Genomic DNA, 25,088 nt, shown 5'->3' on the forward strand with positions numbered 1-25,088 from the left:
TGGGGCGATGTCTAATGCAAATCTGATCATTCTTTTTTCGACGCTGTCCACAGGGCTGATCCTCGGCGCGATCTTCGCGCTTGTCGCGGCTGGGGTGACGATCGTCTACGGCAGCATCTGGATGCCGAATGCCGCCAATGGTCAGTTTTTTGTCCTTGCGGCGCTGTTTGGCTGGACGATGACGGTCGGCTGGGGCCTTAATCCGTGGATCGCCGCCCTTCTTGTCATTGGCGTGTCGGTCCCGCTCTCCTATATTTTGGAAATACTGCTTATCCGCCGCTTCTACGATGTGCCGAACCGAAACATCTCCTACTTCGTTTTGAGCCTCGGCATCACGCAGATCCTGGCGGGCATCTACGCCATTACCTACGGGCGCTGGAGCGACCAGTTCCAGCTTCCTCCACTTGTCAACGGCATTACCTTGATCGGCCCGTTCCCTATCGCCAATAACAGGCTCATGGTGCTTGCGATCGCAATAGCGCTCCTGGCCGCGCTGTTCATCCTGCTGCGATACCACCGCTATGGCCGGGCCCTGCGCGCCGTTTTCCAGAACAGGGATGCCGCAACGCTGCGCGGCGTCAACGTTAAGGCCATTTATAGCCTCTCCTTCATCCTCGGCAATGCGGTGATCTTCGCCGGTGGCGTGTTGTTCGCACTCGCCTATTCTTTCGATCTTACCGTCGCCTGGACAATGGCGATCACGGCCTTTGCTATCATGATCATCGGGGGCCCGGGCTCGGTGTTGGGTGCCCTCGTCGTCGGCATGGTCTTCGGCTTCACCCAGGCTATCGTCTCCATCTTCGCAAGCCCCACCATCGCCGCTTTCTCCTATCTCGGCGCGATGCTGCTGATCCTGCTCTTCAAGCCCTCGGGGGTTTTCGCACGATGACGGCCCAGCCGACCAAAGACGCGCCGCGCGGCCTTGCCGCCCATTGGCCGCTTGCTGCCTTCACCGTGGCCGCCGTGCTGGTGCCCATACTCCTCTCCGGCAACCGATATCTCGCGTTCGTCGCAGGCATGACACTGCTCCACATCTTGTGGGCGACAGGCATGAACCTGCTCTATGGCTATACGGGCCTGATGCCGCTGATGTTTGCGGGGCTGGCCGGCATCAGCGCCTATTTCGTTGTGAACCTCACATCGATGGGCTGGTCATTCTGGCTCGCCCTGCCTGTCGGCACGCTCGCGGCCTCTATCGCCGGCACGATCCTCGGCCTGCCGTCTCTCAGGCTCAAGGGCTTCTACTTCACGCTATGTTCGCTGGTCATCCAGACCGTCATCACTCTTGGTTTCGTCTATTTCGCAAGCATCACCAACGGTGATACTGGGATCTCCCAGATTCCGCCGCCATCGATACCCGGTGGCGGCGAGCTCACGGGCCTCGGCTACGAAATCGTAATCGCGGTCATGGCCGTTATTGGCATAGCAGTCCTAATGTTGATCGTGCGGTCTTCCTTCGGACGACGCCTCGCGGCGATCCGTGAGGATGACGGACTGGCCGAAACACTCGGGATCAACGTTACGTACCAGAAACTCGCCGCCTTCTTCATAGGCTCGCTCTATGCCGGCGTCGGCGGTGCGCTTTACGCTCCCTATATCGGCTTCATTTCCCCCCGCTCCTTCGATGTCCTGATATCCATGAATATCTGGCTGATGGTTGCATTCGGAGGCCGCGGAACCATCTGGGGACCTGTATTCGGCGCGATGCTTCTGGCGCCAATCCCTTTTCTCCTGCAGGATTACTATACCGTGAAGGACATTCTCTACGGCGTCCTCATCATCGCCGTGACGATCCTGATGCCAGGCGGCCTCGCGAGTGGCTTCAAACGCAAGGCACCGAAGGCTGAGATCGCAAAGGACGCCCCCTCTCGTCAGCTCGACCAGAGGAGCGCGGCATGAACGATGTTCTTCTCGACGTGAAAAGCTTGTCGAAGCGTTTCGGCGGAGTTGTCGCGCTGCGAAGCATCGACCTGACTCAACATCGCGGCGAGACATTGGGGATGATCGGCCCGAATGGCTCCGGCAAGACTACCTTCGTCAATTGCATTACAGGCCATTTGAAACCGAATGCTGGCCGCGTGGGATTTGACGGTCACGCCATGACCGCAAAGAAGCCGTTTGAACTGGCCCAGGTAGGTCTCACCCGGACGTATCAGGCCGTGCGCATCTTCGGCGAACTCACCGTGGCGGATAACATAGCGATCGCAATGGTCGATGCCGCCGACCCGGTCTCGCCCGAGCGCTACGCGGAACTCGCCGACTGGCTGAGGATCGCCCACCGCTTCGAAACCCAGGCCGGCAGTCTTTCGCTCGACGAGCAGCGCCGGCTCGAACTGATGATGCGGCTGGTGCAGCAACCAAAGCTCATCATGCTCGACGAGCCGGTCGGCGGCCTCTCCTCCAGCGAGGTGAGAGCGATGATCGCCCTTCTCGCCGAACTGAAGTCGCGTTGCACAGTCTTCATCATCGAGCACACGATGAAGGTCATCCGCGAATTGGCGGACAAGGTCGTCGTCCTGCTTGCCGGAGAGAAGCTCGCGGAAGGCCCTCCTGCGCAAATTCTCGCCGACCAGCGGGTCATCGATCGCTATCTGGGAGGCGCCGATGCTTGACGTCGCCAGCTTGACGATCCGCTACGGGCCCTTTCTCGCGGTCGACGACCTCGCCATGAGCGTCGGCGCGGGAGAGATCGTCGGTATCGTCGGTCCGAATGGCGCGGGGAAATCCTCGGTCGTCAAGGCTATCGGCGGGCTCGTCGCCCCGAAAACCGGCGCGATTACGTTCGATGGACAGGATCTGCTCGCCATTCCTCCATACCAGCGCATCGCGCACGGCCTCTCGATCGTGCCGGAAGGGCGAGGACTGTTCCCCCGCATGTCGGTGGAGGAGAACCTCATCATCGGAGCTGATGCGATCGGGGACCGCACAAGCCGAGACCGCAACCTCGATCGGTGCTATCAGCTGTTCCCCATTCTCAAGGAGCGGCGCTGGCAGGCGGTGGGAACCCTCTCCGGCGGCCAGCAGCAGATGGTTGCCGTCTCCGTGGGGCTGATGGCCGACCCCAAGCTCCTAATCCTCGACGAGCCTTCACTCGGCCTGGCACCGATCGTCATCGGCGAGATCGGGCGCGCATTGAGACGGCTAAGAGAGGACGGCCTGACGGTCGCGCTGTTCGAGCAGAACGCCAAGTTGACCTGCTCGGTGGCGGATCGCATCTACATTCTCGCGACCGGCGCGGTCCGCTATCATGACAATGCCGAGACCCTGCTGCAAAATCCTGAAATCCTCGATCACCTGATGTGAGCCTCGCATGGCGCAACCCGACACTCTCCCCATCATCGACGCGCACCATCATATCTGGCGGCGAGAGGATCTCACTTGGCTGCAAGGGCCCAGTCAGCCGCGCATCTTCGGCGACTACGAGCCCATCAAGCGCGACTATCCGATTGAGGAATATCTGGCCGACATAGCCGGGACAAGCGTGATCGCCTCCGTTTATGTCCAGACCAACTGGCCAGCGGGTGGCGCTCTGCGAGAGGTCGAGTGGGTCGAGGAACAAGCGGAGCGCACCGGCTGGCCCCATGCCATCGTTGGCTACGCAAACTTCCTCGATGATGATGTCGCGACGCTTCTTAAGGCGCAGTCGCGGTTTCCGCGGATGCGCGGCATCCGTCAGCAGATCCACTGGCATGAGAAGACTCTCTATCGCTTTGCTGATCGGCCAGATATCGCCGATGATCCGCGCTTCCGCCGCAATCTCGCGCAGCTTGCCGATCACGGCTGGCTCTTCGAGTTGCAGCTCTTCGAATCCCAGATGACATCCGGCGCGAGGCTCGCCGAGGCGACACCCGAAGTCACCTTCGTGCTCGAACACGCCGGCATGCTGGAAGATCTCTCTGAGGCCGGCAAAGGCCGCTGGCGCGACGGCATGCGGCGGCTTGCGGATTGTCCGAACGTGTCGACAAAGCTCTCGGGCCTCGGCACGTTCGTCCATAGAAATGACAGCGCTCTGATCGCGGAAATCGTGGCCGAAACCGTTTCAATCTTTGGTGTCGAGCGCTGCTTCTGGGGATCAAACTTCCCCATCGAGAAGCTTTGGACAGACTATCCCAGCCTCGTCCAGTCAATCCGCTCAGCAGTTTCGTCCTATGGGGAGCAGGATCAACGCGCCATTCTTTGCGGCAACGCCGCGCGACTTTACGGCCTCGGAAAGCTGAGACAGCACGGCGGCGATCCCGATAGCTTTACTACGGTGCTTTAGCCTCTGCTGAGAACAGCGCGCGCCCGTTGTCCTCGAAGACCGCTGCCCGGCCCTGGATGTCGAGACCCAAACGCCGCGAGAGACGATCGAGACGCGCGAAGCTGTTGCCATAACCGCCGTGCAGCGAGGAGACTGGCCAGTTCGAGCCTGCCATGAGCCGTTCCGGCCCGAAGACCTCCAGGAGATGGCGCAGGAACGGCAGGATGGCGTCATCCGTCAAGTCCGCCTCCCCGGCCTGGTGAAAATCGCAGATCTTGCAGACCGCCGATGTCTCCCGGGCGACCCGCCCCATCCAGGCCGCCCAGGGATGGAGGGCGCCCGTTGCCACCGGGGGATTGGCGGCATGGTCGATGATGGTGCGCAAGCCAGGGCGGCGCTGAAGTGAGACAAGGACCTCCGGCAACTGCTCGGGGAGGGCGAGGATCTCGGCGATGAGCCTTCGGCGGGCCAGTTGATCGAGCAGGGCCTGTGTGCCAGGGGCCTCCAACCAGCCATTTGGCATGACGGGCAAAGGCAGCCGTAGGCCGGCGAAAAGGGGGCTCGCCGTCCAGCGCTCCAGCCGCGCTGCGACATCATCCATCGCCGGATCGAGAAAACCCACGACGCCGACGACAGGAAAAGCGCCGCACCCGGCCTCGGCAAACAGCCGGTCCGTCTCGCCGGCATCCTGGGCCGACGAAACAAGCACGACGCCAGAGATCCCAGCATCCCGGCACAGGGGGGCAGCCTCCGCCAATCCAAACCGCCGGTCAAGCCGCTCGAATCGTTCGCGAACCTTGACGAGGAAGCCATCGCCAGGCGTCCAGCAATGAAGATGGCTGTCAATCATCGAGGTGGGACCACGCCGGTTACGCAGGCGTCAAGGGCAAGCCAGCAATCCTCCGGAATGGGGAACTCCAGCATGGCAAGACCGTCCTTGAGTTCTTCCACCGTTGCCGGGCCCAGCAATGTCGTTGCTCGGGCAAGTCTACCCGGGAGCTGCAGGGCCGCAGCCCTCAGCGGGACGTGATAGGCGGAGCAGATACCGGCAAGACGATCACGCATGGCCAGCATGTCTGGCGGCGCCGGTGCATAGTCGAATGTCTCCCGCCCCGGATGATCCGCGAGCAAACCCGAGTTCAAGAGGCCGCCGAGAATAACGGGGAGGTCCGCACGCGCGCATTCCGGCAGTAAACGCGTATCGGCGGACCGGTCAAGGAGCGTATGGCGTCCGGCCACCAACACGACATCGAGTTTCGCGCGCGCGATGGCCCGCAGCGCCGTATCAACACGGTTGGTTCCAATCCCGACAGCCGTGATCACGCCCCTGCCCTGCAACTCCCTCAAGGCAGGAAGCGCCTCGTCCATCGCCTCATCAAGCAGGTCCTTATCCGGATCGTGCAGCAAGACGAGATCAATAGTCTCACGCTGAAGCCGCGCTAGGCTCTCTTCAACCGAGTGGAGGACAAAACGGGCGGAAAAGTCCGTTCGCCGTTCAGCCCGTGATGGTCGCGCCCCAAAGGGCGCGGTGAGCCGGTGTCCCACCTTCGTCGACAGGATCGCGCCCGGTCGATGGTCCGCCAAAGCGTGACCGAGGAGGACCTCGGACCGGCCGCTTCCATAAAGCGGCGACGTGTCGAAATAGCGGATGCCGGCATTCCAGGCATGGTCTATCAGGGCCATCACCGCGCTGTCCGACGTCGCGTCAGTGAGAACGCCGAAGGCGGCACAGCCGAGACCGAGCGTCGGCATCATCGGTCAGCCTTTCACGGCACCGGCAGCCAGGCCGCCGACGATGTAGCGCTGGAAGATGAGCGCGAGCAGAAATGGCGGCAAGGCCGTGAGAACGCCGGCGGTCATGACATAATCGAACTGGATGGAGGCGGTGTCGACGAAGCTCGCGGTCACGACGGGAAGCGTCTTACTGGCGGTCGTCTTCGTGAAGACCACCGCGAACAGAAACTCGCTCCACGAGGCCATGAACGCCAGTATGGCGACGCAGGTCAAGCCAGGTCGCGCCAGCGGCAAGATCACATAGCGCATGGTTTGCCAGCGCGTCGCCCCGTCGATGGTCGCCGAATCCTCCAGCTCGACGGGCATCGTCTTGAAATAGGCCTGCAACAGCCAGATCGAGAATGGGACGGTCAGGATGCAATAGGCAGCGATGAGCGAAAGCGGCGTATCGATCAGGCCGAGATTGCGCATGAGGAGGAACATCGGCACCACGAGCATGATCGGCGGCAACATGCGGCTACCAAGATAGACCATCAGAAGCGGCAAGGATCGCCTGACATTAAGGCGCGAAAACGCATAAGCGGCGGGCGATGCGATCAGCAGATTGGCGACCGCGACGCACAGCCCGACCGTCAGGCTGTTGATCATTGCGGGAAAGATATCAAAGACGGCGGGCGCTCTGTTCTGCGCGAACGCGATGAACTCCGGGTCGCCAATCCCGAAGATGGTGGCGTAGTTGCGCAGCGTCGGCGCTTGCGGAATGAAATGTGGCGGCACCGCCAGCATCTCGGCCTCCGTCATCAGGCTGGTTGCGACCATCCAGTAGACGGGTGTGAACATGAAGAGGAAGAAAATCGCGGCTGCCACCATGAGGCCGCAGGTGCGGATAATGCGCGTGTGTTCGGACATCATCGGGCGAGTTCTCCCCGCTTCCATAAAAGCCTGATGTAAATGATGGACAAGGCCAGCGTTGTCAGTGCGATCAGATAAGCATAGGCATTGCCGCGTCCGAAATCCGCGAAGTTGAATGTCGTGACATAGGTAAGCCATGCCAGCACCGTGGTGCTGTCGCCCGGCCCGCCGCCGGTCAGGACATAGATGATGTCGAAGGTCCGCAGGGCGACCATGGTCTGTGTAATCAACACAAGGAGAAGCGAATGACTGAGCCACGGCAAAGTAATCGCCTTGAAACGCTGCAACACATTCGCGCCGTCCATGCGCGCCGCTTCATAGAGCTCGTCGGGAACGGTCTGAAGCGCCGCCAGAACTACCAGGGAAACGAAGGGAATATGGTTCCACGCCTGCGCAACGATCAGGGCCGGCATCGCGGTATTCACATCGGTCAGCCACGACCGGTACTCATCGAGCACGCCGGCCCCGACAAGCACAGCATTGATGAGCCCATAACGCCCGTCGAGCAGCCACTGCCAGATGAGCCCGTTGACCACGGGAGGAACCGCCCAAGGAATGAGAATGATGGCACGCAGAAGTGCTCGTCCGGGGAAGACTTCGTTGAGGAGAAGCGCCAGGAGCGTCCCGAGCACGATCGTCAGCGTAATCGAACCAACGGAGAAGAGCGCGGTCGTCTGGGCAGCCCTCCAGAACTGCTCGCTTCCCAGTATCGATATGTAATTATCAAGCCCGATGAACCGAAAGCGCGCCGGCTGGCGCAGGTTATACTGATGCAGGGACAGCAGGAACGAGTAGATGATCGGATAGAGAACGAAGACCAGCAGAAGCAGGATCGCGGGTGTGTTCAGCACAAAGAACAGAAATGGTTGCGGCTCCCGTGGCGCAACCCATTGCCCCCGCCCGAGACCGTTCCGCGAGAGGCGCCAGGCAGCCTTCTGCCGGCCGGCTGGCGAACCGGCGTATGCCGGGGACGGAAAATCGCCCTTCACCGCCATGCTCAGCCTCTCAACGTGAGATAGATGATCGCCTTCACCCGTGCGCCCTCCGGCCCCTCCACCCGGCCGTTCAACCTGAGCCAGGGGCCGACATTGTTCAAGGGAAGCGACAGTAGACCCGGGCCATCCAATGCGACTGGCGGAGCCTCATGCGGACACCAGGTCAGCCCTTCGGGAGATATGTCGCTGCCCACGCGCAACGTGGCGCCCCTGTCCGCCTCGAGGACATGGATGAACCAGCGCACCTCCGCGGCCCAAGCCGTCTCGTAGGGTTCGGTCCAGAAATCCCCGCTCAGCGAGACATTCCGTTCGATAACAGCTGTGAAAGCGCGAGAAAGCATGGATATCACCAATCGACAGATACGAGAACCGAATCGAGAAACAGGAAATTCCGCACCGAGCGGTGTGTCTTCACGTCGATGGTGAAGTTGAGGAGCCGCTCCAGCCCCCAATATCCGTGCTCAAAGCGCGGAACAGGTATGGCCCTGAGGTCCATTATCTTGTCATTGACCTGGAGTTCAACGTTTCTTCCGGCTTCCGTGTCGAACAGATAACGCAGATAGTGCCAGTTCAGCTTCGTCGGCACTTCGTTGTAGCAGAGCGCCTGCTGACCGTCCGGCACGTCGGCCCAGTCGTCAGGATGCGCCACGTGATAGTCCTGAACCGGTGCGCTTCCGCTCCTCTCCATCAAGGTCGTGGTCTGCACCGAGGTCTTGTAGCGCCATTTGCGCACAAGCTCTCCGGCGGAGTTCGTATTTTGGTAGCGCAGCGAGCAGTGATAGCGCCGACCGTATTCGCGATCACAGACATCGTTTCCGATCGTGAAATCGCCGAAGTCATAGACGCTCGGATCAAGATTGCCATCAAACCCGTTCTGATGATCCGGCCTCGCGCCAATCCACTGCTCGGCCTTGAAGCAGAAATACGTCTCGAACTGGACAAGCCCGGGCTTCACCGAGGTCGCCCGCTTGATCGCAAGCGCCATATGATTGGGCTTCGGCCGGGTCGCAAGCTTGAGGGCATAGGTCCCACTCAGCGGACCATGCGTCCCGATGTCGAAGAACGAGCAGGTGCTGAGCTGGGGCGGCCGCATGTCCGCAAGAACGGATCGAACGTGGTCGAGATTGCCGTCGTGGTTGCCGATAAGCTCGCACCAGCCATTCACACCGAAATCGAAATCATCATGGAAGAGAATTCGCGGAAGCGGATTGAAGCGACTGAGGGCTGGATTAGCGGCAACGAGTGCCGAGCGGAAGGCGGCAGCATCAGGCATGCGAATTGTCCATTGGAATTGAGCACCACGCGGGCAAGCTAGCTTCCAACATACTTGTATGCAAGTACCCAAATAATCTTGTATGGCATTTTCTCGTGTGCTAGAGGTGAGACATGATCGTCGCCACCCCTGTCACACCACTCGCTTCGGCTTCCGTCTCGGAAGAGGTTTATCGCGCCATTCGCGGCGCGATCCTCGACCTGACCCTGGAGCCGGGAAGCACCATTTCCGAGAATGCGCTGGCCCGTGAGCTCGGCGCCAGCCGCACGCCGGTTCGTGAAGCGATCCAAAGGCTTGAACGCGAGAGATTGCTGTTCGTGTTTCCACAGCGCGGAACCGTTGTGGCGCCGCTCGATCTCGACGAATTCCGCGCGGCCTACTTCGTCCGCTCTTCGCTTGAATGCGCCGCGGCGGCCGAAGCCGCACGTCGGGCGAGCCCTGCCGATGTGGCGCGCCTCCATCAGCATGTGGAGACGCATACGGCTGCACTTGCTGTTGAAGACGAGCGCACGTTCTTCGCCTTGAATGATGCCTTTCACACCGAAATCATGACGATAGCCGGTGTCCCGAGCGTCTGGAGCGTTGTCCAGAACGCGAAGGTGCACCTCGACCGCGTGCGCATCGCGCATCTGACGCGGGCAAGCAATTATCCCCTCGCGCCCATCGTCGAGGAACATCGCCAGCTCGTCGCGGCCATTGCTGCCGGCGCTCCGGATGAGGCGGCGGCCATCATGCACGCCCATATCGCCAAGGTGCTCCACCGTGTGGACCTGCTGCGCGACCTGCGGCCGGAGTTGTTCGAAATGCCGCGCGATCTCACCGCGCAGGTCAGAGCCATCTCGGGGCCGGCGTCCGCCGGTCGGCGTTCACGCGCCAGCGACAGATAACAACGATAGTCGGGAGGAAATCATGTATCACGACCCACGGAGGTCTTTGTCACGCCGCCGCCTGATCCAGATTGCAGCCGCCGCCGGCGGCGCTTTCGCTCTCGGGCATCGGGCCAGCGCGCAGGATCGCAATGCGCCTGCTTCTCTCAAACGCGGGGGAACAACCCTGCAAATGCGCGCCTGGGAACGTTATCCGGCCGCCGATATTCCAGGCATCAATCGCTATCTCGATGCGACGCCCGGACTTTCCGTCGAATGGGTAAGTACGCCCTATTCGCGTTACCGCGACCGCATGATCGCGGAGTTCATATCGGCGGCTCCCCTCGACATCATCCAGCTCCCCGAAAGCGAAATCGCGGCCTGGGCTGACAGCGGATGGCTCAAGCCTCTGGACGGCACTCCGGGCCTCGACAAACTGCTTGCCGCCGCCACGCCTGCGGCGCGGGAGGGCGTGAAAGGCGTCGATGGCAAGGTTTATGGCCTGCCTTATCTCAGCGATGCCTTCGGCTTCGCTTATGATGAGGAGGCCTTGCACAAGGCCGGCTTCGACAAACCCGCACGCAATCTCGACGAGCTCAAAACCCAGATGCTTGCGGTCAAGAAGGCGGGTGTCGATGAATTTCCGCTCAGTCTCGCCATGAAGCGCCAGCCCGGCAACTTCTGGAGCCTCTGGGCAACCGTTTTCGCCTCGGGCGGAGACCTGTTCGACGCCGACAATCAACCCGTCTTCGATAAAGCCGACAACCCGTTGAAGGAGGTCCTCGAATGGTATGCGGCCGCCCTCAACGAATGGAAGATCGTTGGCCAGGAAGACATGCAACGCGACTGGGGCGCGGCTCGCACCGGTATCCGCACGGGGATCGTCAAGTTCGGATATATGGCACAGTACGCCTTGGCCGAATTCAACGTCTGGCCGGATTCGAAGGTTGCCGGAAAGATCAAGATGGCTCTGGTCCCAGGCCTGGGGCCAGAATGCATCGCGACCGTAAGCTATGCGCATAGCGTTGGCATCGCGGCGACGACGAAATCTCCGGATCAAGCGTGGAAGTTGCTCGAATACTACGCTGGGACCGACAAGAATGGGCAGTTCACGCTGCCGCGAGAAAGGCTGCTCGGCGAGGGGGGCCGCTCTCCCTATCCAGCCCTCTATCAGGACCCGGCTGTGAAGGAGCTCGTCGCGAAGATGACAGGCGGAAACGATAGCGATTTCCAGAAACTCTCAAGCATTTCCCGCCTGCGCCAAGCGACGAAGACCGCTTGGTATGCTGAATGGGAGCTCTTCATGATGGCTCAGTTCCAAGAGGCCATGATGGGTCGCACAGGCATTCCCGACGCGATCAAGAAGACAGCCGACGAAGCGCGCCGGCTAGCCAAGGCCTGACGGGTTCCAGAACGTCGTTTTCGACGAGGTCTGTTTCAAGGTGGCCTGCGGTCAACGCCGGCAACCGTGCGAGGCAAGCGTGGCGGACGGGTACCCATGCCCTCATTTCACGGCACGCAATGCAGAACAACCTTGCCAGGCGTTCTCGCCTCCACGGCTTCATGGGCCGCGACGATGGCGTCAAGAGGCATGTCCATGGCAATCGTTGGACGCAGACCGCCTGTCTCAAGCATCGTGGTCACGTGGTCGACAGCAGCCCGAATACTTTCGACCGGCAAAATGTAGTTCGATAAAAGGCGTATCAGCGCGGCCTTCCGTTGCAATGCGTAATAGGGGATGACGGGGTTGGGGCTGCTTGTCGAAGAATAGCTGACGATTGTCCCGCCGGTCGCAACGATGCGCGCGTTGAAATCAACATTGGCACCGAAATCCACCTCGATCACCCTGTCAACGCCGTCCGGGCGAGAGGCCAGCACGAGATCACCGGCGTTATCTTGGGATACATCGACCACCATTTCGGCCCCGGCCGCCTGCGCGATCGCGGCGCGCGCGCCCGAGCGCACGGTGGCTATCACATGAGCGCCGGCCGCTTTCGCCATCTGGACTGCGAGTTCACCCACGGCTCCCCCGCCACCCTGGACGAGCACCGTTTTGCCCGCGACGGGCCCGTCCGCAAAAACTGCATAGTGGGCCGTTATCGCGGGAACGCCGAGGCAGGCGCCGATGCGATAGTCCACCCCATCCGGAAGCGGCGCGAGATTGGCAACCGGCACCGCTAGCCATTCGGCTGCCGTTCCATATTCAATACCCTGGCGCAGGAACGTCCGGCCCGGCACGCTCCACACCCAGGCACGCCGACCGACCCAGGGTTGGCCGAGCGCATCGGCCGCTGCGACAATGTCGCCAGCGCCATCGCAATGCGCGACAATCCTGTGGCCCGGCCACGCCGCGCCCCCCCAGCCCGCCCGTCGCTTGACATCCGATGGATTGATCCCCGAGGCGACAACGCGCATCAGCACCTCGCCAGGCCGCAGCTCCGGCTGGTCGATGTCGTCGACCTTCAGAACATCGGGTGGCCCAAAGCTATCGAAGAACGCCGCACGCATCGTTTCCTCACCTCAACGGCCAACAGCCAGTCCTTGCATCCCTCGCGGGCTTGACGCGGCCCTGAGGTGCCGGCCTTCGCGCGAGGCCGCCGACAAGCGTCCCTCGCTCCAGACCGCGCCAACGCGCACCACATGCCCCCTGGCCCGCAACTCCTCAATCGTCGCCAAGGGCACGTTCTCTTCAACCACGAGAAGCCCGGGTTCGGCCTGCCGCGGCCAGAATGAGGCGGGGAAATGCTCGCTGTGCCAGGCGGGGGCGTCGATGGCTTGCTGAAGGTTCATGCGGCCATGCACGATGCGAAGAAAGTACTGCAGGTTCCATTGGTCCTGCTGGTCGCCTCCCGGCGTGCCCCAGGCAAGCCATGGCTCGCCGTCACGCAGCGCAAGCGAAGGTGTCAGTGTTGTTCGCGGCCGCTTTCCCGGCGCGAGTGAATTGGGGAGATCACGCTCAAGCCAGAACATCTGCGCGCGTGTGCCCAACGGAAAGCCGAGCCCCGGAATGACCGGCGAACTCTGCAGCCATCCGCCGCTCGGCGTTGCCGAAATCATATTGCCGTCGCGATCGATGATATCGAAATGCACCGTATCTCCGCGCTCGGCCGGTAGATCCGCCAAGGTTGGCTCACCAGCCCCTTCCACGGCAGCCGCAGCACGCGCGACCGCGGGTATATGGCGGCCAAGACCTGCCACGTGCCCGGGGCGAAGATCAAGGGACGCTCGATTTCCGATCAGCTCCCTCCGGGCCGTGTTGTAATCACGCGAGAGCAACGCTTCCAACGGCACGGATGTGAAATTGGGATCACCGTAGAAGGCCTCCCGATCCGCGAAGGCGAGCTTTGCCGCTTCGACCTGGAGATGGATAAAGTCAGGGCCGCATGGATCAAGGCCATCAAGCTCAAATTCCGCGAGCAAGGCCAATTGCTGGAGAAGGACCGGCCCCTGACTCCATGGCCCGATCTTGCAAACCGAATAGGACCCGTAGTCATAGCTGACCGGGGCTTCCACGTGGGCCTGCCAACCTGCCATGTCCTGTCCGGTCAGCAAGCCCGGGTTATGTCGCCCCGAGACGTCAAATACCCGTTCCTCGCGGCAGAACCGGTCGATGGCCTCGGCGATGAAGCCCTCGCTCCATATCCGCCTCGCCCGTTCGATTTCCTGCTCACGCCTACCCCCCGCAGCCTCTCGCAGCACGCGCGCGTAGGTGTGCGCCAGCGCGGGGTTGGCAAAGAACTGGCCGACCTGCGGCACAGCATTATGGGGCAGAAAAACCTCGGCAGAACTTGGCCAGTGCTCGCGGAAAAGGGACGCGACGGAGGCTATTCCTGCTGCGATCCGGGGAATGACCGGCACGCCATGTTCCGCGTAGTAGACGGCCGGCGCAAGAACGTCGGAAAGACGCAGCGTGCCATAGTCCCTCAGCAACAACATCCAGGCATCGAAGGAGCCGGGGATACAGGCAGCAAGCAAGCCCGTACCCGGCACGAGATCCAGCCCCAGCTCTTCGAACGCATCGATGCTTGCCGCGGCCGGCGCCGGCCCTTGCCCGCAGATGACGTCTGTGCGCCTTGCGCGCCGGTCATGGATAAGAATGGGCGTATCGCCGCCCGGGCCATTGAGATGCGGTTCGACAATCTGGAGGGTGAATGCCGTGGCCACCCCGGCATCGAATGCATTACCGCCTCGCTCCAACATCGACATCCCGACAGCGGACGCGACCCAGTGCGTCGACGCCACGACACCGAAACTGCCTTCGATCTCGGGCCGTGTGGTGAAAGGCGGCACGCGTGGTGACATCGCTGAACCCCTGCCTTCGAGAAGATGAAACCTATCAAACGTCAGGCTTCCGCCGCCTCCTGCAGAGGCTCACGCGCGGCGTCAGCCCCATCCAGATATTCGAACCAGTCGCCCCAGGTCCATGTGCTCTTGAGAACTTCTGCGAGCTGGCAGGTTTCGATGCTGGTTATAGCCGGAATACGTTGAGGCAGCTCCTCACTGACAAAACGGTGGAGGTCCCGTGTATCGCGATGCAAGGTCTGGATGAACAAATCGACCGAACCGAAAGCTGACCCCACAAACCGCACATTCGGATAGGAACTGAGGATCGTTCCCGCCTCCTTCACATGCCCTGGCTTCACGCGGATCAAGATCATCGCATAGACCTCGACGCCAAGTGCGAGGGGACTGCCGACCGCCGTTACACGGATGAGCCCCTCCTCCTGCAGCCGCGTCACGCGGAACCGCACGGTTCCTTCGGAAATGTCGAGCTCACGCGCTATATCCCGAAAGGTGCGTCGCCCATCGCGGGCCAAAGCGGCGACGATCCGCCGGTCCAGTTTATCCAATGGTCCGGGCACTCCGGGCTCCTGTATTGCCACGCTTAAAATTTCAGCTGTCCGCCCACGTTATATGCGCAGGTCATCTCCATCAACACATTGACGACCGGCGCCAACCGACATATCATTTTCGCATTCCGCAATAAGAAGCAACTTTTTTTACGCAAAGCGTAATTAGCGCATATCACAGTCACCCAAAACAGAGGGGACGGGGAATGAAGGCGTCTCGCACCATCGCGATGGCCAGCGTTGCACTCGGTATCAGCCTGTTTGCAAATGCGGCCAACAGCGCAGAGCCCACGGAAATTACTTTCTTCATCTGGGCCGGCTCCAACCAGGGCATCGTGCCAACGGAGGTCATCGAGAAATATCGCAAAGATCATCCGGATGTTAAGATCAACATTCTGGAATCGAATAATACGATCACCTATCCCAAGATGGTCGCCGCCTACCGCACTACGCCGGACAAGCCGCTGGTCCACTGCGGCTTCTTTAATGTCGATTCGATCACGAAGGGTGACGTTGAGGGCCTCTGGGCGCCTCTCGACCCAGCCCGCGTGCCCAATCTCGCTAATATCGAGACGAAATATGCGCGCCCCGATAACAAAGGCACGCCCTATATGATGTCCGGCATCGGCATTCTCTACAATAAAAATGCCGTCAAGGAGCCACCGACAACATGGGCCGACATGTGGGACCCCAAGAACAGGGGCCGCATCACCATGTTCGATTATGATAACCGCATGTTGGTCATCGCCGCGCGCTTGAACGGTGGTGGCGAAGACAACATCGATCCCGGGTTTAAAGTGTGGTCTGAAAATGCCAAGAACTTCCGAGCGTTGGTCGATTCCAATGACGCTGTGAAGAATCTTCTCGTCTCCGGCGACGCGTGGATGGCCCCGTGGTTCTCGGGCCTGTCCTATGTCTGGATCCGTGAAGGTGCTCCTCTTGGCTTCGCCATTCCGAAGGAGGGAACGATTGGGTTCCCGCTGTATCTCAGCATGGTTCAGGGTGTTAACCCGGCCCAGAAAGCCGTATGCGAGGATCTGATCAACGAGCTGATGTCTCCCGCAAATGCAGGTCGTTACTCCAAGCTCACTTTCGCAGTATCTCTCGTCAAGAATGCAACGCTTGATGACGAGCAGAAGAGCGATCCTCTGCTGAACGCGGAACTCGCCGCCACTTCCATTCCGTTCGACTATGGCTCCATCGGGCAGGATGCGGCGGAGTGGCGTGAACGTTGGGACCGCGAGGTCAAGTTCAAACTCCGCTGAGATCTGCCGGGCGGCACCGCCACCCGCGCCAGCGACGACAAGGAATGCCACGTGACCTCCGACGTCGAATTCCGCAACGTCTCCAAGTTCTTCGGCGCGTCTGCCGCGGTCGACGACATATCCTTCTCCGTGCCAGCCGGCAGTTTCTTCTCTCTTCTTGGTCCCTCTGGTTGCGGCAAGTCGACGACATTACGCATGACGAGCGGGTTCGAGTTCCCGGATCGCGGTGATATACTGATCGCGGGCGAGAACATGGCCGGCATCGCAGCCTACCGGCGCCCAACCAACATGGTCTTCCAGCGCTGGGCGCTCTTTCCGCATATGACGGTGTTCGACAACATCGCCTTTGGACTGAGCGTCGAGCGACAACCACGGGACGTCATTCATCGGCGCGTCGGCGAAGCGCTCGAGCTGGTGGGGCTGACACAGTTTGCGACACGCAAGCCGCGGCAGTTATCCGGCGGGCAGATGCAACGCGTCGCGTTGGCCCGCGCTCTCGTGAAGCGTCCCAAAGTTCTTCTATTGGATGAGCCGCTCGGCGCGCTTGATCTCAAGCTGCGCATGCAAATGCAACTGGAGTTAAAACGCATTCAGCGTGAGGTCGGTACCACCTTCATCTATGTCACCCACGATCAAGGTGAAGCCCTGACCATGTCTGACCAAATCGCGGTGATGCACAACGGCCGCATCGACCAGCTGGGCTCTCCGCAAGAGATTTACGATCATCCTGCCACGCGTTTTGTCGCCGGCTTCATTGGGAATGCCAATCTTCTCCCGGTCGCGGTAGCTGACCGCGGGGGTGGGACGGCAACGGTGTCATTGGATGGCTTTACGTTCCCCACGCATATCGCCCAAGAACCGACGGGCGACAGAGGCTGGATCGTCATCCGCTATGAACGTATCCGTATGGGCAAGGCGGCTGGCAGCATGCCGATCCGCACGCAGGCGCGCGTGCGTGATGCGATCTTCGCCGGCTCGACCGTACACTACGTCATGGCTATCGAGCCTTCCGGCACCGAGATCACGGTTGAGGCAGGCCATGATGGTCTATCCAGCCCTCTTACGCAGGGCAGTCTGGTCGATATCGGCTGGGAGCCGGGCGTGACGCGCCTGTTTGGCGATGTCTGAAGCCGCGATGGTCAATCTCCCTGCGCGCAAGATCGTTGCGCCGAGCGCCCGTCGGGAATGGCGCAGGCGCGCAATGCCGTGGCTCATGTTGGCGCCGAGTTTGGCGTTGATGCTCTATGCCTTCGTCCTCCCGATGCTCACCTTCTTCGAGTATTCGTTCTATACATTTCGGCGCGGGAAGCTCATCGATGAATTCTCCCTCGCGACCTACCGTCGTTTTCTGTTTGACGCCTACTATCAGACGATCGTTCTCGATACGCTGTGGATGGCTGCGCTGACAACGGCACTTGCGCTCGCCATAGGCTATCCGCTTGCCTTTGCGCTGTGGCGCCTCGAGCGCCCGTGGATGAAGCGGTGGCTTTCACTGATCATCTTCTCGCCTATCATCGTCAGCGTCGTCGTGCGTTCCTATGGCTGGATCGTCCTGCTGGCGGATCAGGGGCCCGTCAACTGGCTGTTGAGAACGACCGGCCTTACAGCAGAGCCTGTAACGCTCGTCTTCAACCTGGCCGGCGTCGTCCTGAGCCTTTCCCATGTGTTCCTGCCTTTCGTCGTCTTTCCCATCTATTCTTCGATGAGCCGGATCGATCCGGCCCTGCGCGAGGCAGCCATGGATCTCGGAGCAGGCTGGTTACGCACGTTCCGCAGCATCACCCTGCCTCTTACTTTGCCTGGGGTTGTCGCGGCCGTACAGATCGCCTTCACACTGGCGCTCGGTGCGTTCGTCACTCCGGCCATGCTGGGGGGCGGACGTGTGCTTGTTCTCCCACTTCAGGTCTACAACGCCACGGCCGAGATCAATTGGCCGGTCGCTGCAGTCGGCGGGCTCGTTCTCCTGGTGATTGCGATCATTGTGGTCGCACTCTGCAACCGTCTTCTCAAATATAGCGAGGCGTGAGATGCAGGCTGCAGCATCCGGCATTCGAATACGCTATGTATTTCTGTGGACATTCACAGTTGTCGGCATTCTGTTCATCATTGCGCCGCTCTTCGTGGTGGTCGTGAACTCGTTTTCGGCGGTCGCCTACAACGTCTTCCCACCCGAAGGCTTCTCGTTGCGCTGGTATCAGAACCTTGCGGGCCAAGCCGCATTCTACGCCGGCGCCTGGCGCAGCCTTGTCCTTGCGACGTTGGCCACGCTTGGCGCCCTGATCATCGGCACCATGGCCGGCTACGCCCTCGTGCGCTATCGCCTGCCTATGCCGAATGTGGTGAAGGCCTTCATGCTGTCGCCCATCGTCATGCCGAAGATCGTGCTCGGCGTTGCGCTGTTCATGTTCTTCGTGCGCATCGGCACTCTAGGCGGATATTCAAGCCTCCTCTTCACCCATATGCTCGTCGTCCTGCCCTTTGTGATCTCCCTGATCACGGCGGCGCTGTTCAATTTTGACTGGACGCTGCAGGAGGCGGCGATGGATCTCGGCGCGGGTCCGCTGGAGACTTTCTTCCGCGTGATCCTGCCGGAGATCTCCGTTTCGGTCGTCGTCGCAGGCGTTTTCGCGTTCGTAACGTCATTCGATCAGGTCGAGACGACGCTTTTCCTTGTCAGGCCGGGCGACAATACACTGCCCGTTGAAATGTTTCTCTATCTGCAGAAATGGCAGGATCCGACGATCGCCGCGTTGTCGACGGTTCTCATACTGTTCGCCGTCGCCATCATCGGCGGGCTCAGCCTTGTTCTGCGCAATCAGAAGCTGCCCCTTGATGTCGGCGGCTCTCGGAAGGAAACCACCGCATGAGCGCCCCCTCACTGGAAGCCGTCATCGCGGCCGTCGATGGCCCCCTGATGATGCAACACATGCGCCTTTTCGATCGCTATACGAAGGTGGCCGGCACACCAACCGAGCTCGACAGCCTACGCTACTGCGAAGAGCAGATGAAATCCTTCGGTTTCGCCACGGAGATCATTCTCCACGACGCCTATATCAGTATTCCGCTCAAAGGTGAGGTTATTCTCGACGGCCGCGCGCTTCGGGCGATCACCCATTCCTTCTCGCGGTCATCCCCGGTCGGGGGCCTTACGGCTGAAGTCACCGATCTCGGGGCTGGAACAGCCGCTGATTTCGCGCGCCAGAATGTCGCCGGCAAGGTTGTCCTGATTGACGGCATTGCGAACCCCGCAGCAGCGCTACGTGCGTCGCAGGCGGGCGCTGCCGGCCAGATCCATGTCAGCCCGCACGAACATCTTCACGAGATGTGCGTATCGTCCGTCTGGGGGAGCCCCACACATGAGACGGTCGACCGCCTACCAAGGACTGTGATCGTCCAGATCCCCTTCGATGAGGGCCAAGAGCTGCGTCAGCGGCTGAAAGACAATCCTCACCTCGAAGTTATCCTGCACGCCGAAGTTGACACCGGATGGCGCAAGACGCCGATACTCGTGGCCGACCTGATGACGGGGTCAAATCCGCAGGAGCAGCCTTACGTGTTCTACACGGGACATCACGACACCTGGTATTACGGCGTCATGGACAACGGCGGCGCCAACGCGACCATGATGGAGGTCTCCCGTATAGCGGCCCAGCATTGCGATATATGGCGACGGGGGCTGCGCGTTGTTTTCTGGTCTGGACATTCGCAGGGCCGATATTCCAGTTCATCGTGGTATTCGGATGAGCATTGGGAAGATATCGACAAGCGCGCGCTGGTCCATGTCAATGTCGACTCGACCGGCGGCCTGGGAAACACAGTTGTCGGAGACACGAGCTGCGCAGCCGAGCTGCGCCCGCTCGCGGCCGAAGCGGTTATGGCGCACAGCGGCCAGACCTTCAACAACAGACGACAGAGCAGAGCTGGCGATCAGTCTTTCTGGGGCATCGGCGTGCCTGGAATTTTCCAGAACATGAGCGAACAGCCGGCCTCGCCGGAAGCGGAAACGAATGCCTCGGCCTCTGTCTTCGGCGGCGGCAACCGGGTGGGCCACGGTACGGGATGGTGGTGGCATAATCCGGCCGATACCCTGGACAAGATCGATGAGGCAATCCTCGTGCGCGACACAAAGATCTACATGCACGCTGTCTGGCGGCTGCTCACCGACAGGGTCCTGCCTCTCGATTACGCGGAGCATGCCCGCTATCTCACGGCGACCCTGCGCGAGTTACAGGACGCGGCTGGCGCCAGCTTTGATCTCAGCTTGCTGCTATCTCGCGCCGGCCGTCTGGAACAGCTGGCCAGCCGGCTCAAGGCCAAGTCAGAGGCGGCAAGCGATGCAGAAGCCGCTGCCATCAACGAGACGCTCAAGGCGGTGTCACGGGCGCTCGTGCCGGTGGATTACACGGAGAAAGACCGCTTCACCCAGGATCCCGCCCTCGCGCAGCAGGCTTACCCTGGCCTGCAACCACTCCGGCAGTTCGCAGCGCTCGCGCCCGAAAGTGACGCGGCGAAATTCCTGCACGTGGGCATGATGCGGGCCCGCAATCGTACCGCGTTGGCCCTGGCCGATGCCATCAAAGCTATCGAAACCTGCCTTCAAAACCTTGGCGCCACTGCGCAATAGGACAATATTACGATGCTTCTCGAAGGACAGACGGCGTTCATCACAGGCGGCGGCGGCCGTCTTGGCAGGGCAATTGCCCGCTGTTGCCAGCGAGAGGGCGCGGCGGTCGTCATTGCGGACCTGAACATTGCCGCGGCCAGAACTGTTGCGGCAGATCTCGCGTCCTCGGGACGCACGGCAGTGGTCGCGGGCGACGTGTCCTCCAAGGAAGACGTCCAGCGCATGATGGACGATGCCGAGAAGCAACTCGGCCTGCCGGATGTGCTCATCAACGCGCATGGAATCTTCCCCAATATTCCCGTGCTCGAGGTCGAGGTCGATGACTGGGACCGGATCTTCGCAATCAACGTCCGCGGGACGATGCTGCCCGTGCAGGCGATGGTGCGACGCTGGATAGATCGGGGGATCAAGGGCTCGATCGTCAACCTGTCATCGGGAGCCGCCAGCTCCGCACGGGCGGGCGGTGCCGGATACAACGGCTCGAAAGCGGCGGTCAGCATGATGACTGAGGTCATGGCCATCGAGTTCGGGCCGCACGGCATCCGCGTCAATGCGGTGGCGCCCGGTCTCGTCATGGACGAGGTCTGGACGAAAGACAACGGGGCGGATCTGCATCCCTATGCCGAGCTGATGTTGAAGGGTACACCACTCGGCCGCACCGGCCACCCCGACGACATCGCAGAGGCCGCCGTCTTCCTCGCCTCTTCCAAAGCCTCACCCTGGACGACGGGATCAATCCTGAAGGTCACCGGCGGCTCCCACTGCGGCCGCACCCATATGCCCCTTTCAAGGAACATGCGCTGATGGCCTCTCCCTTTGTCATCATCGGCGCGGGAGCGATCGGCAGCATCGTCGGCGCTCATCTCATGCGCTCCGGACACGACGTCGTCTTCATCGAGGCCAATGAGGCACATGCAGATGCCATCCGGCGGAACGGCCTGAGGATCAGCGGACATCTCGACGCGCTGGTCCGTCCCGCCATTCACGCGCCATCGACCTATGACGGGCCGATGGAGCGCGTGCTTCTCGCCGTGAAGTCGCGCGATACGATCGCCGGCCTGTCCCCGTATGCCGATCGTCTTGCGGCGGATGGCTATGTTCTCTCGCTCCAGAACGGGCTTGAAGAAGAGAAGATCGCGGCCATCGTCGGGAAAGAACGCACGATTGGCGCCTATCTTACCTTTGGCGGCTACTACAAGGAACCAGGCCATATCGTCTATGGCGGCGCCGGAAGCTTCAAGATCGGCGAGCTCGACGGCCGCGAAACATCACGCATCACGACGCTCCGTCAAGCGTTGTCCGCGCAGCAACCCGTTGACGTGACAGAGAATATTTTTGGATACCTCTGGTCCAAGATGGCCCTGGGCTCAGTTTATTTCGGTACCGCGATCATCGACGCGCCTGTGCTTGAGATATACGACGATCGACGCGCGCGAGCCGTCCTCAGCATCCTCGCGGGAGAGGCCGTCGGGGTTGCGGACGCAATCGGCATTCGCACGGAAAACTGCGATGGCTTCGATCCCAAGGTATTCCGGCTGGACCGGCCAACTGACGACGCGGCTCAGACCGCTTCCTGGGATGCCCAGCGCGCCTACTGGAAAAGCCATGACAATACCCATACCGGCGTTTGGCGCGACCTGAAGATTCATCGTCGAAAGACCGAGGTGGAGTGGCAAGTGGGTGCGGTCATCCGCGCCGCGGAAAAAGCCGGCGTGGCCGTGCCGCATCTGAAGCGCCTCAAGGCGACGGTCGAAAGCATTGAGAATGGAGACCGGGTGCAGAGCTGGGAAGCCCTTTACGACATCGTTGGTTGACCTCGGCCACGCCACATTAGCTTTATCTCTTTGGGACTAGATACCCGATCCTAAGGTCGATATATCATATATAGGATCGGCCGGCATTGAGAGGCGTGGTGTGGAAACCTTTCTCGTGGAGCCTTCGTGGCTGGAAACGAAGCTCGGCTCCCATGATCTAGCGCTGTTGGATTGCGCTTGGTTTGCGCCGGAGGCGGGCAAAACCGGCCTCGACGCGTTCCGCGCGGAGCATATTCCAACGGCCCGCCACTTCGACCTCAATACCGCCTCGGATGGCGCATCACCCTATCCAAACATGATGCCGGATCCGACACAGTTTTCCGCCATCGTCGGCGCGCTCGGAATCGACAATGATATGACGGTCGTGATCTACGATGCGGGCTATGTCTCGGCGCGCGTGTGGTGGATGTTTCACCGCTTTGGTCATGACAATGTCTTCATTCTCGACGGCGGCTTGCGCCGCTGGAAGGCGGAAGGCAGGGCCCTTGAAAGCGGCGATGCCGATGCGGCCATCGCACGAACCTTCGAGGCAAAGCCGCCTGTCACTGACATCGCAGGCTGGGTGGATGTCGCCATCGCACTGAGTGAAGGCACCGCACAGGTCGTCGATGCACGCATGCCCGACCGCTTCTCCGGCGCGCTTCCCTCCGGCTATCCGGGACTGGCGCCGGGGCACATGCCCGGCGCCATCAATGTGCCCTGGACTTCGATGATGCGCCAGGAGGGTGACTTCGGCTTCATCTCGCCCGAGGAGGCAGACGCGGCTTTCCGCAAAGCTGGCGTCGATCCAGACCAGCCAATCATTGCGACCTGTGGCTCTGGTGTGACGGCGGCGGTCCTCGCCTTCCAGCTGCTACGCATGGGCAAGACGGATTGGACGATCTACGATGGTTCGTGGAACGAGTGGGGACGCCGTGACGATCTGCCCAAGGCCGCGGTCGATCCGGCGAACGACGTCGCCAGCACGATCTGATCACCCTGATTTCGAGCCGAGGATAAGCCATGCGTGCTTCCTTCGATCATCTCATTGTCCTCGTGCAAGATCTGGACACGGCTGCACGCGACTTCGAACGCTTGGGCTTTACCGTGGCCGAGCGGCACGATGCCATCGCCGGCTCCATGCGTAATCGCTTCATATGCCTCGCCGACGGCTCCTACCTGCTGCTCAGTGCCTTTGCGGATCCCGGGGCGGCGGAGAAGCACCGCCTCGGTCCCCTGCTGCAAAGGGGCGAAGGCTGGGCCGACTATTCTCTCGTCGTCGAGGGGATCGAAGAAATCACAGCGCGCCTTCAGTCGCTACATGTGCCAACACGAGGGCCAGTTCAGGTTTCCAACTCGGTCGCGAGTGGCGACCGCTGGTCGCTGGACCTCTTGATGACCGGCATCGGCGCGGGCGGCGATGACGCACTGCCCTTCATTATCGAGGATCGCGGGGGTCGCGCGCATCGCATTCCCGCAGTGACGCAACACCGCAACGGGGCAGTGGGCATTGCGGGCATCAGGGTCGCAACCTCCTCGGTGGCCCCAGTTATCGCAACGTTGCGGGGCATCCTCGGAGAGACGATCTCGCTATCGGAGACCGAAGTTCATGGTCGTCCGGCGACACGCATCGGTTTCGGTGCCGGCTGGATCGACGTGCTTGAAGATCTATCGGTCAACAAAGGCAGCCCTGGCCTCTTCGAGGCAGTCATCGTAACCACGATGCCCCAGCCAGAGCGCGATCCTGCTTTGACGCATGGAGCAACGATCCGTTTCGCGTCCCGGTGAAACGGCTCACGCCGCGCTGGAACTCTCGCGCGCGTTGATAGCTGCGAGGACACGCTTGGCACCATCATCGATCGCGTGTTCGATCGCCGCGCGTGCGGCATCGGCGGACCGACGATGCAACGCCTCGAGCAATTCGTTGTAGTTGTTATGGATTGTGAGAGGCCTGCGTTCCTCGGGATAGAGATAGTTGAAGCCCGGACCTGCTCGCAACCACAAGGTCTCGATCACGCTGAGCAAGGTCGGCATCTCGGCAGCTCCGTAGAGGACGAACCGAAACTCCTTGTTTCTCATGAGCGCCGAATGAGGATCACCTGCAGACTTCGCAGCCAGATACTGAGCGAGTAGCTCCTGCATTCGCGCAATATCCGTGGCAGCTATGCGCAGTGCGGCCTTCGCCGCCGCCAGCCCCTCAACAGCCTTACGGACCTCTGAGAGCTCCAAATATTGTGCGGCACTCAGGGCGGGCACGCGGAAGGACTGCGCAGGCTCGGCAGTCAGGATGCCGGAGGCGGCAAATCGCACTAGCGCCTCGCGCACCGGTGTAATGCTCATCCCGAGGGTATCGGCGAGTTCCTTGGTGACAAGCCGAGTGCCGGGCTCCAGGCGCCCCTCGACCAAGGCATTGCGCAATTCTTCCTCGACATAGCCAACGAGGCTCTTGCGGGGGGCCGCGTTGAAGGGACCGATGCTCACAACACCCTCATTGTTCGGATGGTTGCCTGAATTTTTACCATGCCCCTCTGAGCGC

The 25,088-nt window shown here is 61.1% G+C and carries 26 protein-coding genes; 16 read left to right on the forward strand and 10 right to left on the reverse strand.

The genetic code is table 11. The annotated features are described in order from the left end of the window. Window positions 1-7: 7 nt before the first annotated feature. The 5 genes from KIO76_RS20950 to KIO76_RS20970 are packed head-to-tail and all read left to right on the forward strand — an operon-like array spanning window position 8 to window position 4,261. Window positions 8-889 (forward strand): branched-chain amino acid ABC transporter permease, encoded by an 882-nt coding sequence (locus tag KIO76_RS20950; RefSeq protein WP_213325540.1) that lies wholly within the window; start codon window positions 8-10, stop codon window positions 887-889. After that, window positions 886-1,899 (forward strand): branched-chain amino acid ABC transporter permease, encoded by a 1,014-nt coding sequence (locus KIO76_RS20955; protein ID WP_213325541.1) that lies wholly within the window; start codon window positions 886-888, stop codon window positions 1,897-1,899. Before KIO76_RS20950 ends, KIO76_RS20955 begins: the two co-directional genes overlap by 4 nt. Beyond that, window positions 1,896-2,612 carry an ABC transporter ATP-binding protein gene (locus KIO76_RS20960; protein WP_213327049.1) on the forward strand — a complete coding sequence of 239 codons (717 nt, stop codon included), beginning with the start codon at window positions 1,896-1,898 and terminating at the stop codon, window positions 2,610-2,612. The genes KIO76_RS20955 and KIO76_RS20960 overlap by 4 nt, the downstream gene beginning before the upstream one ends. Then, window positions 2,605-3,303 carry an ABC transporter ATP-binding protein gene (locus tag KIO76_RS20965; RefSeq protein ID WP_213325542.1) on the forward strand — a complete coding sequence of 233 codons (699 nt, stop codon included), beginning with the start codon at window positions 2,605-2,607 and terminating at the stop codon, window positions 3,301-3,303. The genes KIO76_RS20960 and KIO76_RS20965 overlap by 8 nt, the downstream gene beginning before the upstream one ends. 7 nt (window positions 3,304-3,310) lie before the next feature. Beyond that, a complete protein-coding gene (locus tag KIO76_RS20970; RefSeq protein ID WP_213325543.1) occupies window positions 3,311-4,261 on the forward strand; it encodes an amidohydrolase family protein in 951 nt (316 codons plus the stop codon). On the opposite strand, the gene KIO76_RS20975 is transcribed toward KIO76_RS20970, so the two are convergent. From KIO76_RS20975 to KIO76_RS21000, 6 genes are read right to left on the reverse strand one after another with little or no spacing between them, the layout of a single operon-like run. Continuing rightward, window positions 4,248-5,090: an amidohydrolase family protein gene (locus tag KIO76_RS20975; protein WP_213325544.1), complete on the reverse strand. Its 843-nt coding sequence runs from the start codon at window positions 5,088-5,090 to the stop codon at window positions 4,248-4,250. The two genes, KIO76_RS20970 and KIO76_RS20975, sit on opposite strands and share 14 nt — an antisense overlap. Then, the gene (locus KIO76_RS20980) at window positions 5,087-5,995 is read right to left on the reverse strand and encodes an aldo/keto reductase (RefSeq protein ID WP_213325545.1); all 909 of its coding nucleotides are present in this window, start codon (window positions 5,993-5,995) and stop codon (window positions 5,087-5,089) included. The genes KIO76_RS20975 and KIO76_RS20980 overlap by 4 nt, the downstream gene beginning before the upstream one ends. Window positions 5,996-5,998: 3 nt before the next feature. Beyond that, entirely contained in the window at window positions 5,999-6,886 is an 888-nt protein-coding gene (locus tag KIO76_RS20985) for a carbohydrate ABC transporter permease (RefSeq protein ID WP_213325546.1), read from the reverse strand. Further along, window positions 6,883-7,881 (reverse strand): carbohydrate ABC transporter permease, encoded by a 999-nt coding sequence (locus KIO76_RS20990; RefSeq protein ID WP_213325547.1) that lies wholly within the window; start codon window positions 7,879-7,881, stop codon window positions 6,883-6,885. The genes KIO76_RS20985 and KIO76_RS20990 overlap by 4 nt, the downstream gene beginning before the upstream one ends. Before the next feature lie 2 nt (window positions 7,882-7,883). Continuing rightward, window positions 7,884-8,222, reverse strand: coding sequence for a hypothetical protein (locus tag KIO76_RS20995; RefSeq protein ID WP_213325548.1), 339 nt, complete (start codon window positions 8,220-8,222; stop codon window positions 7,884-7,886). 5 nt (window positions 8,223-8,227) lie between these two features. After that, on the reverse strand, window positions 8,228-9,154 hold the full coding sequence (locus tag KIO76_RS21000; RefSeq protein WP_213325549.1) for a DUF6772 family protein: 927 nt from the start codon (window positions 9,152-9,154) through the stop codon (window positions 8,228-8,230). A 113-nt stretch (window positions 9,155-9,267) separates the two neighbouring features. Between KIO76_RS21000 and KIO76_RS21005 the strand changes: the two genes are divergently transcribed. After that, window positions 9,268-10,041, forward strand: coding sequence for a GntR family transcriptional regulator (locus tag KIO76_RS21005; RefSeq protein ID WP_213325550.1), 774 nt, complete (start codon window positions 9,268-9,270; stop codon window positions 10,039-10,041). A 22-nt stretch (window positions 10,042-10,063) separates the two neighbouring features. Continuing rightward, entirely contained in the window at window positions 10,064-11,422 is a 1,359-nt protein-coding gene (locus KIO76_RS21010) for an extracellular solute-binding protein (protein ID WP_213325551.1), read from the forward strand. 107 nt (window positions 11,423-11,529) lie between these two features. Here KIO76_RS21010 and KIO76_RS21015 read toward each other — a convergent pair whose 3' ends face one another. Genes KIO76_RS21015 through KIO76_RS21025 form a run of 3 tightly spaced genes read right to left on the reverse strand, consistent with a single transcriptional unit; the run spans window position 11,530 to window position 14,882 of the window. Next, a complete protein-coding gene (locus KIO76_RS21015; RefSeq protein WP_213325552.1) occupies window positions 11,530-12,528 on the reverse strand; it encodes an NADPH:quinone reductase in 999 nt (332 codons plus the stop codon). A gap of 12 nt (window positions 12,529-12,540) precedes the next feature. Further along, a complete protein-coding gene (locus KIO76_RS21020; protein ID WP_213325553.1) occupies window positions 12,541-14,322 on the reverse strand; it encodes a gamma-glutamyltransferase family protein in 1,782 nt (593 codons plus the stop codon). 41 nt (window positions 14,323-14,363) lie between these two features. Beyond that, the gene (locus KIO76_RS21025; protein ID WP_213325554.1) at window positions 14,364-14,882 is read right to left on the reverse strand and encodes an Lrp/AsnC family transcriptional regulator; all 519 of its coding nucleotides are present in this window, start codon (window positions 14,880-14,882) and stop codon (window positions 14,364-14,366) included. A 194-nt stretch (window positions 14,883-15,076) separates the two neighbouring features. On the opposite strand from KIO76_RS21025, the gene KIO76_RS21030 reads away from it, so the two are divergent. From KIO76_RS21030 to KIO76_RS21070, 9 genes are all read left to right on the forward strand, one after another. Beyond that, the gene (locus KIO76_RS21030; protein ID WP_213325555.1) at window positions 15,077-16,135 is read left to right on the forward strand and encodes an ABC transporter substrate-binding protein; all 1,059 of its coding nucleotides are present in this window, start codon (window positions 15,077-15,079) and stop codon (window positions 16,133-16,135) included. Between the two features lie 51 nt (window positions 16,136-16,186). Then, a complete protein-coding gene (locus KIO76_RS21035; protein ID WP_213325556.1) occupies window positions 16,187-17,263 on the forward strand; it encodes an ABC transporter ATP-binding protein in 1,077 nt (358 codons plus the stop codon). 7 nt (window positions 17,264-17,270) lie between these two features. Beyond that, window positions 17,271-18,161: an ABC transporter permease gene (locus KIO76_RS21040; protein ID WP_213325557.1), complete on the forward strand. Its 891-nt coding sequence runs from the start codon at window positions 17,271-17,273 to the stop codon at window positions 18,159-18,161. Between the two features lies 1 nt (window position 18,162). Next, the gene (locus tag KIO76_RS21045; RefSeq protein WP_213325558.1) at window positions 18,163-19,002 is read left to right on the forward strand and encodes an ABC transporter permease; all 840 of its coding nucleotides are present in this window, start codon (window positions 18,163-18,165) and stop codon (window positions 19,000-19,002) included. Beyond that, window positions 18,999-20,759, forward strand: coding sequence for a M28 family peptidase (locus tag KIO76_RS21050; RefSeq protein WP_213325559.1), 1,761 nt, complete (start codon window positions 18,999-19,001; stop codon window positions 20,757-20,759). Before KIO76_RS21045 ends, KIO76_RS21050 begins: the two co-directional genes overlap by 4 nt. Window positions 20,760-20,771: 12 nt before the next feature. Beyond that, entirely contained in the window at window positions 20,772-21,563 is a 792-nt protein-coding gene (locus KIO76_RS21055; protein WP_213325560.1) for an SDR family NAD(P)-dependent oxidoreductase, read from the forward strand. Then, the gene (locus KIO76_RS21060) at window positions 21,563-22,573 is read left to right on the forward strand and encodes a ketopantoate reductase family protein (protein ID WP_213325561.1); all 1,011 of its coding nucleotides are present in this window, start codon (window positions 21,563-21,565) and stop codon (window positions 22,571-22,573) included. Before KIO76_RS21055 ends, KIO76_RS21060 begins: the two co-directional genes overlap by 1 nt. A gap of 100 nt (window positions 22,574-22,673) precedes the next feature. Next, window positions 22,674-23,546 carry a sulfurtransferase gene (locus KIO76_RS21065; RefSeq protein WP_213325562.1) on the forward strand — a complete coding sequence of 291 codons (873 nt, stop codon included), beginning with the start codon at window positions 22,674-22,676 and terminating at the stop codon, window positions 23,544-23,546. A gap of 29 nt (window positions 23,547-23,575) precedes the next feature. Next, on the forward strand, window positions 23,576-24,340 hold the full coding sequence (locus tag KIO76_RS21070) for a VOC family protein (RefSeq protein ID WP_213325563.1): 765 nt from the start codon (window positions 23,576-23,578) through the stop codon (window positions 24,338-24,340). 6 nt (window positions 24,341-24,346) lie between these two features. On the opposite strand, the gene KIO76_RS21075 is transcribed toward KIO76_RS21070, so the two are convergent. Next, the gene (locus KIO76_RS21075; RefSeq protein WP_213325564.1) at window positions 24,347-25,033 is read right to left on the reverse strand and encodes an FCD domain-containing protein; all 687 of its coding nucleotides are present in this window, start codon (window positions 25,031-25,033) and stop codon (window positions 24,347-24,349) included. Between the last annotated feature and the right edge of the window lie 55 nt (window positions 25,034-25,088).

Source organism: Chelatococcus sp. YT9, from assembly GCF_018398315.1.
Classification (GTDB): domain Bacteria; phylum Pseudomonadota; class Alphaproteobacteria; order Rhizobiales; family Beijerinckiaceae; genus Chelatococcus.

Bases quoted from the DNA above. Each gene is read 5' to 3' on its own strand.
- KIO76_RS20950 (WP_213325540.1), top strand. From the start codon at position 8: ATGTCTAATGCAAATCTGATCATTCTTTTTTCGACGCTGTCCACAGGG.
- KIO76_RS20955 (WP_213325541.1), top strand. From the start codon at position 886: ATGACGGCCCAGCCGACCAAAGACGCGCCGCGCGGCCTTGCCGCCCAT.
- KIO76_RS20960 (WP_213327049.1), top strand. From the start codon at position 1,896: ATGAACGATGTTCTTCTCGACGTGAAAAGCTTGTCGAAGCGTTTCGGC.
- KIO76_RS20965 (WP_213325542.1), top strand. From the start codon at position 2,605: ATGCTTGACGTCGCCAGCTTGACGATCCGCTACGGGCCCTTTCTCGCG.
- KIO76_RS20970 (WP_213325543.1), top strand. From the start codon at position 3,311: ATGGCGCAACCCGACACTCTCCCCATCATCGACGCGCACCATCATATC.
- KIO76_RS20975 (WP_213325544.1), bottom strand. From the start codon at position 5,090: ATGATTGACAGCCATCTTCATTGCTGGACGCCTGGCGATGGCTTCCTC.
- KIO76_RS20980 (WP_213325545.1), bottom strand. From the start codon at position 5,995: ATGATGCCGACGCTCGGTCTCGGCTGTGCCGCCTTCGGCGTTCTCACT.
- KIO76_RS20985 (WP_213325546.1), bottom strand. From the start codon at position 6,886: ATGATGTCCGAACACACGCGCATTATCCGCACCTGCGGCCTCATGGTG.
- KIO76_RS20990 (WP_213325547.1), bottom strand. From the start codon at position 7,881: ATGGCGGTGAAGGGCGATTTTCCGTCCCCGGCATACGCCGGTTCGCCA.
- KIO76_RS20995 (WP_213325548.1), bottom strand. From the start codon at position 8,222: ATGCTTTCTCGCGCTTTCACAGCTGTTATCGAACGGAATGTCTCGCTG.
- KIO76_RS21000 (WP_213325549.1), bottom strand. From the start codon at position 9,154: ATGCCTGATGCTGCCGCCTTCCGCTCGGCACTCGTTGCCGCTAATCCA.
- KIO76_RS21005 (WP_213325550.1), top strand. From the start codon at position 9,268: ATGATCGTCGCCACCCCTGTCACACCACTCGCTTCGGCTTCCGTCTCG.
- KIO76_RS21010 (WP_213325551.1), top strand. From the start codon at position 10,064: ATGTATCACGACCCACGGAGGTCTTTGTCACGCCGCCGCCTGATCCAG.
- KIO76_RS21015 (WP_213325552.1), bottom strand. From the start codon at position 12,528: ATGCGTGCGGCGTTCTTCGATAGCTTTGGGCCACCCGATGTTCTGAAG.
- KIO76_RS21020 (WP_213325553.1), bottom strand. From the start codon at position 14,322: ATGTCACCACGCGTGCCGCCTTTCACCACACGGCCCGAGATCGAAGGC.
- KIO76_RS21030 (WP_213325555.1), top strand. From the start codon at position 15,077: ATGAAGGCGTCTCGCACCATCGCGATGGCCAGCGTTGCACTCGGTATC.
- KIO76_RS21040 (WP_213325557.1), top strand. From the start codon at position 17,271: ATGGTCAATCTCCCTGCGCGCAAGATCGTTGCGCCGAGCGCCCGTCGG.
- KIO76_RS21045 (WP_213325558.1), top strand. From the start codon at position 18,163: ATGCAGGCTGCAGCATCCGGCATTCGAATACGCTATGTATTTCTGTGG.
- KIO76_RS21050 (WP_213325559.1), top strand. From the start codon at position 18,999: ATGAGCGCCCCCTCACTGGAAGCCGTCATCGCGGCCGTCGATGGCCCC.
- KIO76_RS21055 (WP_213325560.1), top strand. From the start codon at position 20,772: ATGCTTCTCGAAGGACAGACGGCGTTCATCACAGGCGGCGGCGGCCGT.
- KIO76_RS21060 (WP_213325561.1), top strand. From the start codon at position 21,563: ATGGCCTCTCCCTTTGTCATCATCGGCGCGGGAGCGATCGGCAGCATC.
- KIO76_RS21070 (WP_213325563.1), top strand. From the start codon at position 23,576: ATGCGTGCTTCCTTCGATCATCTCATTGTCCTCGTGCAAGATCTGGAC.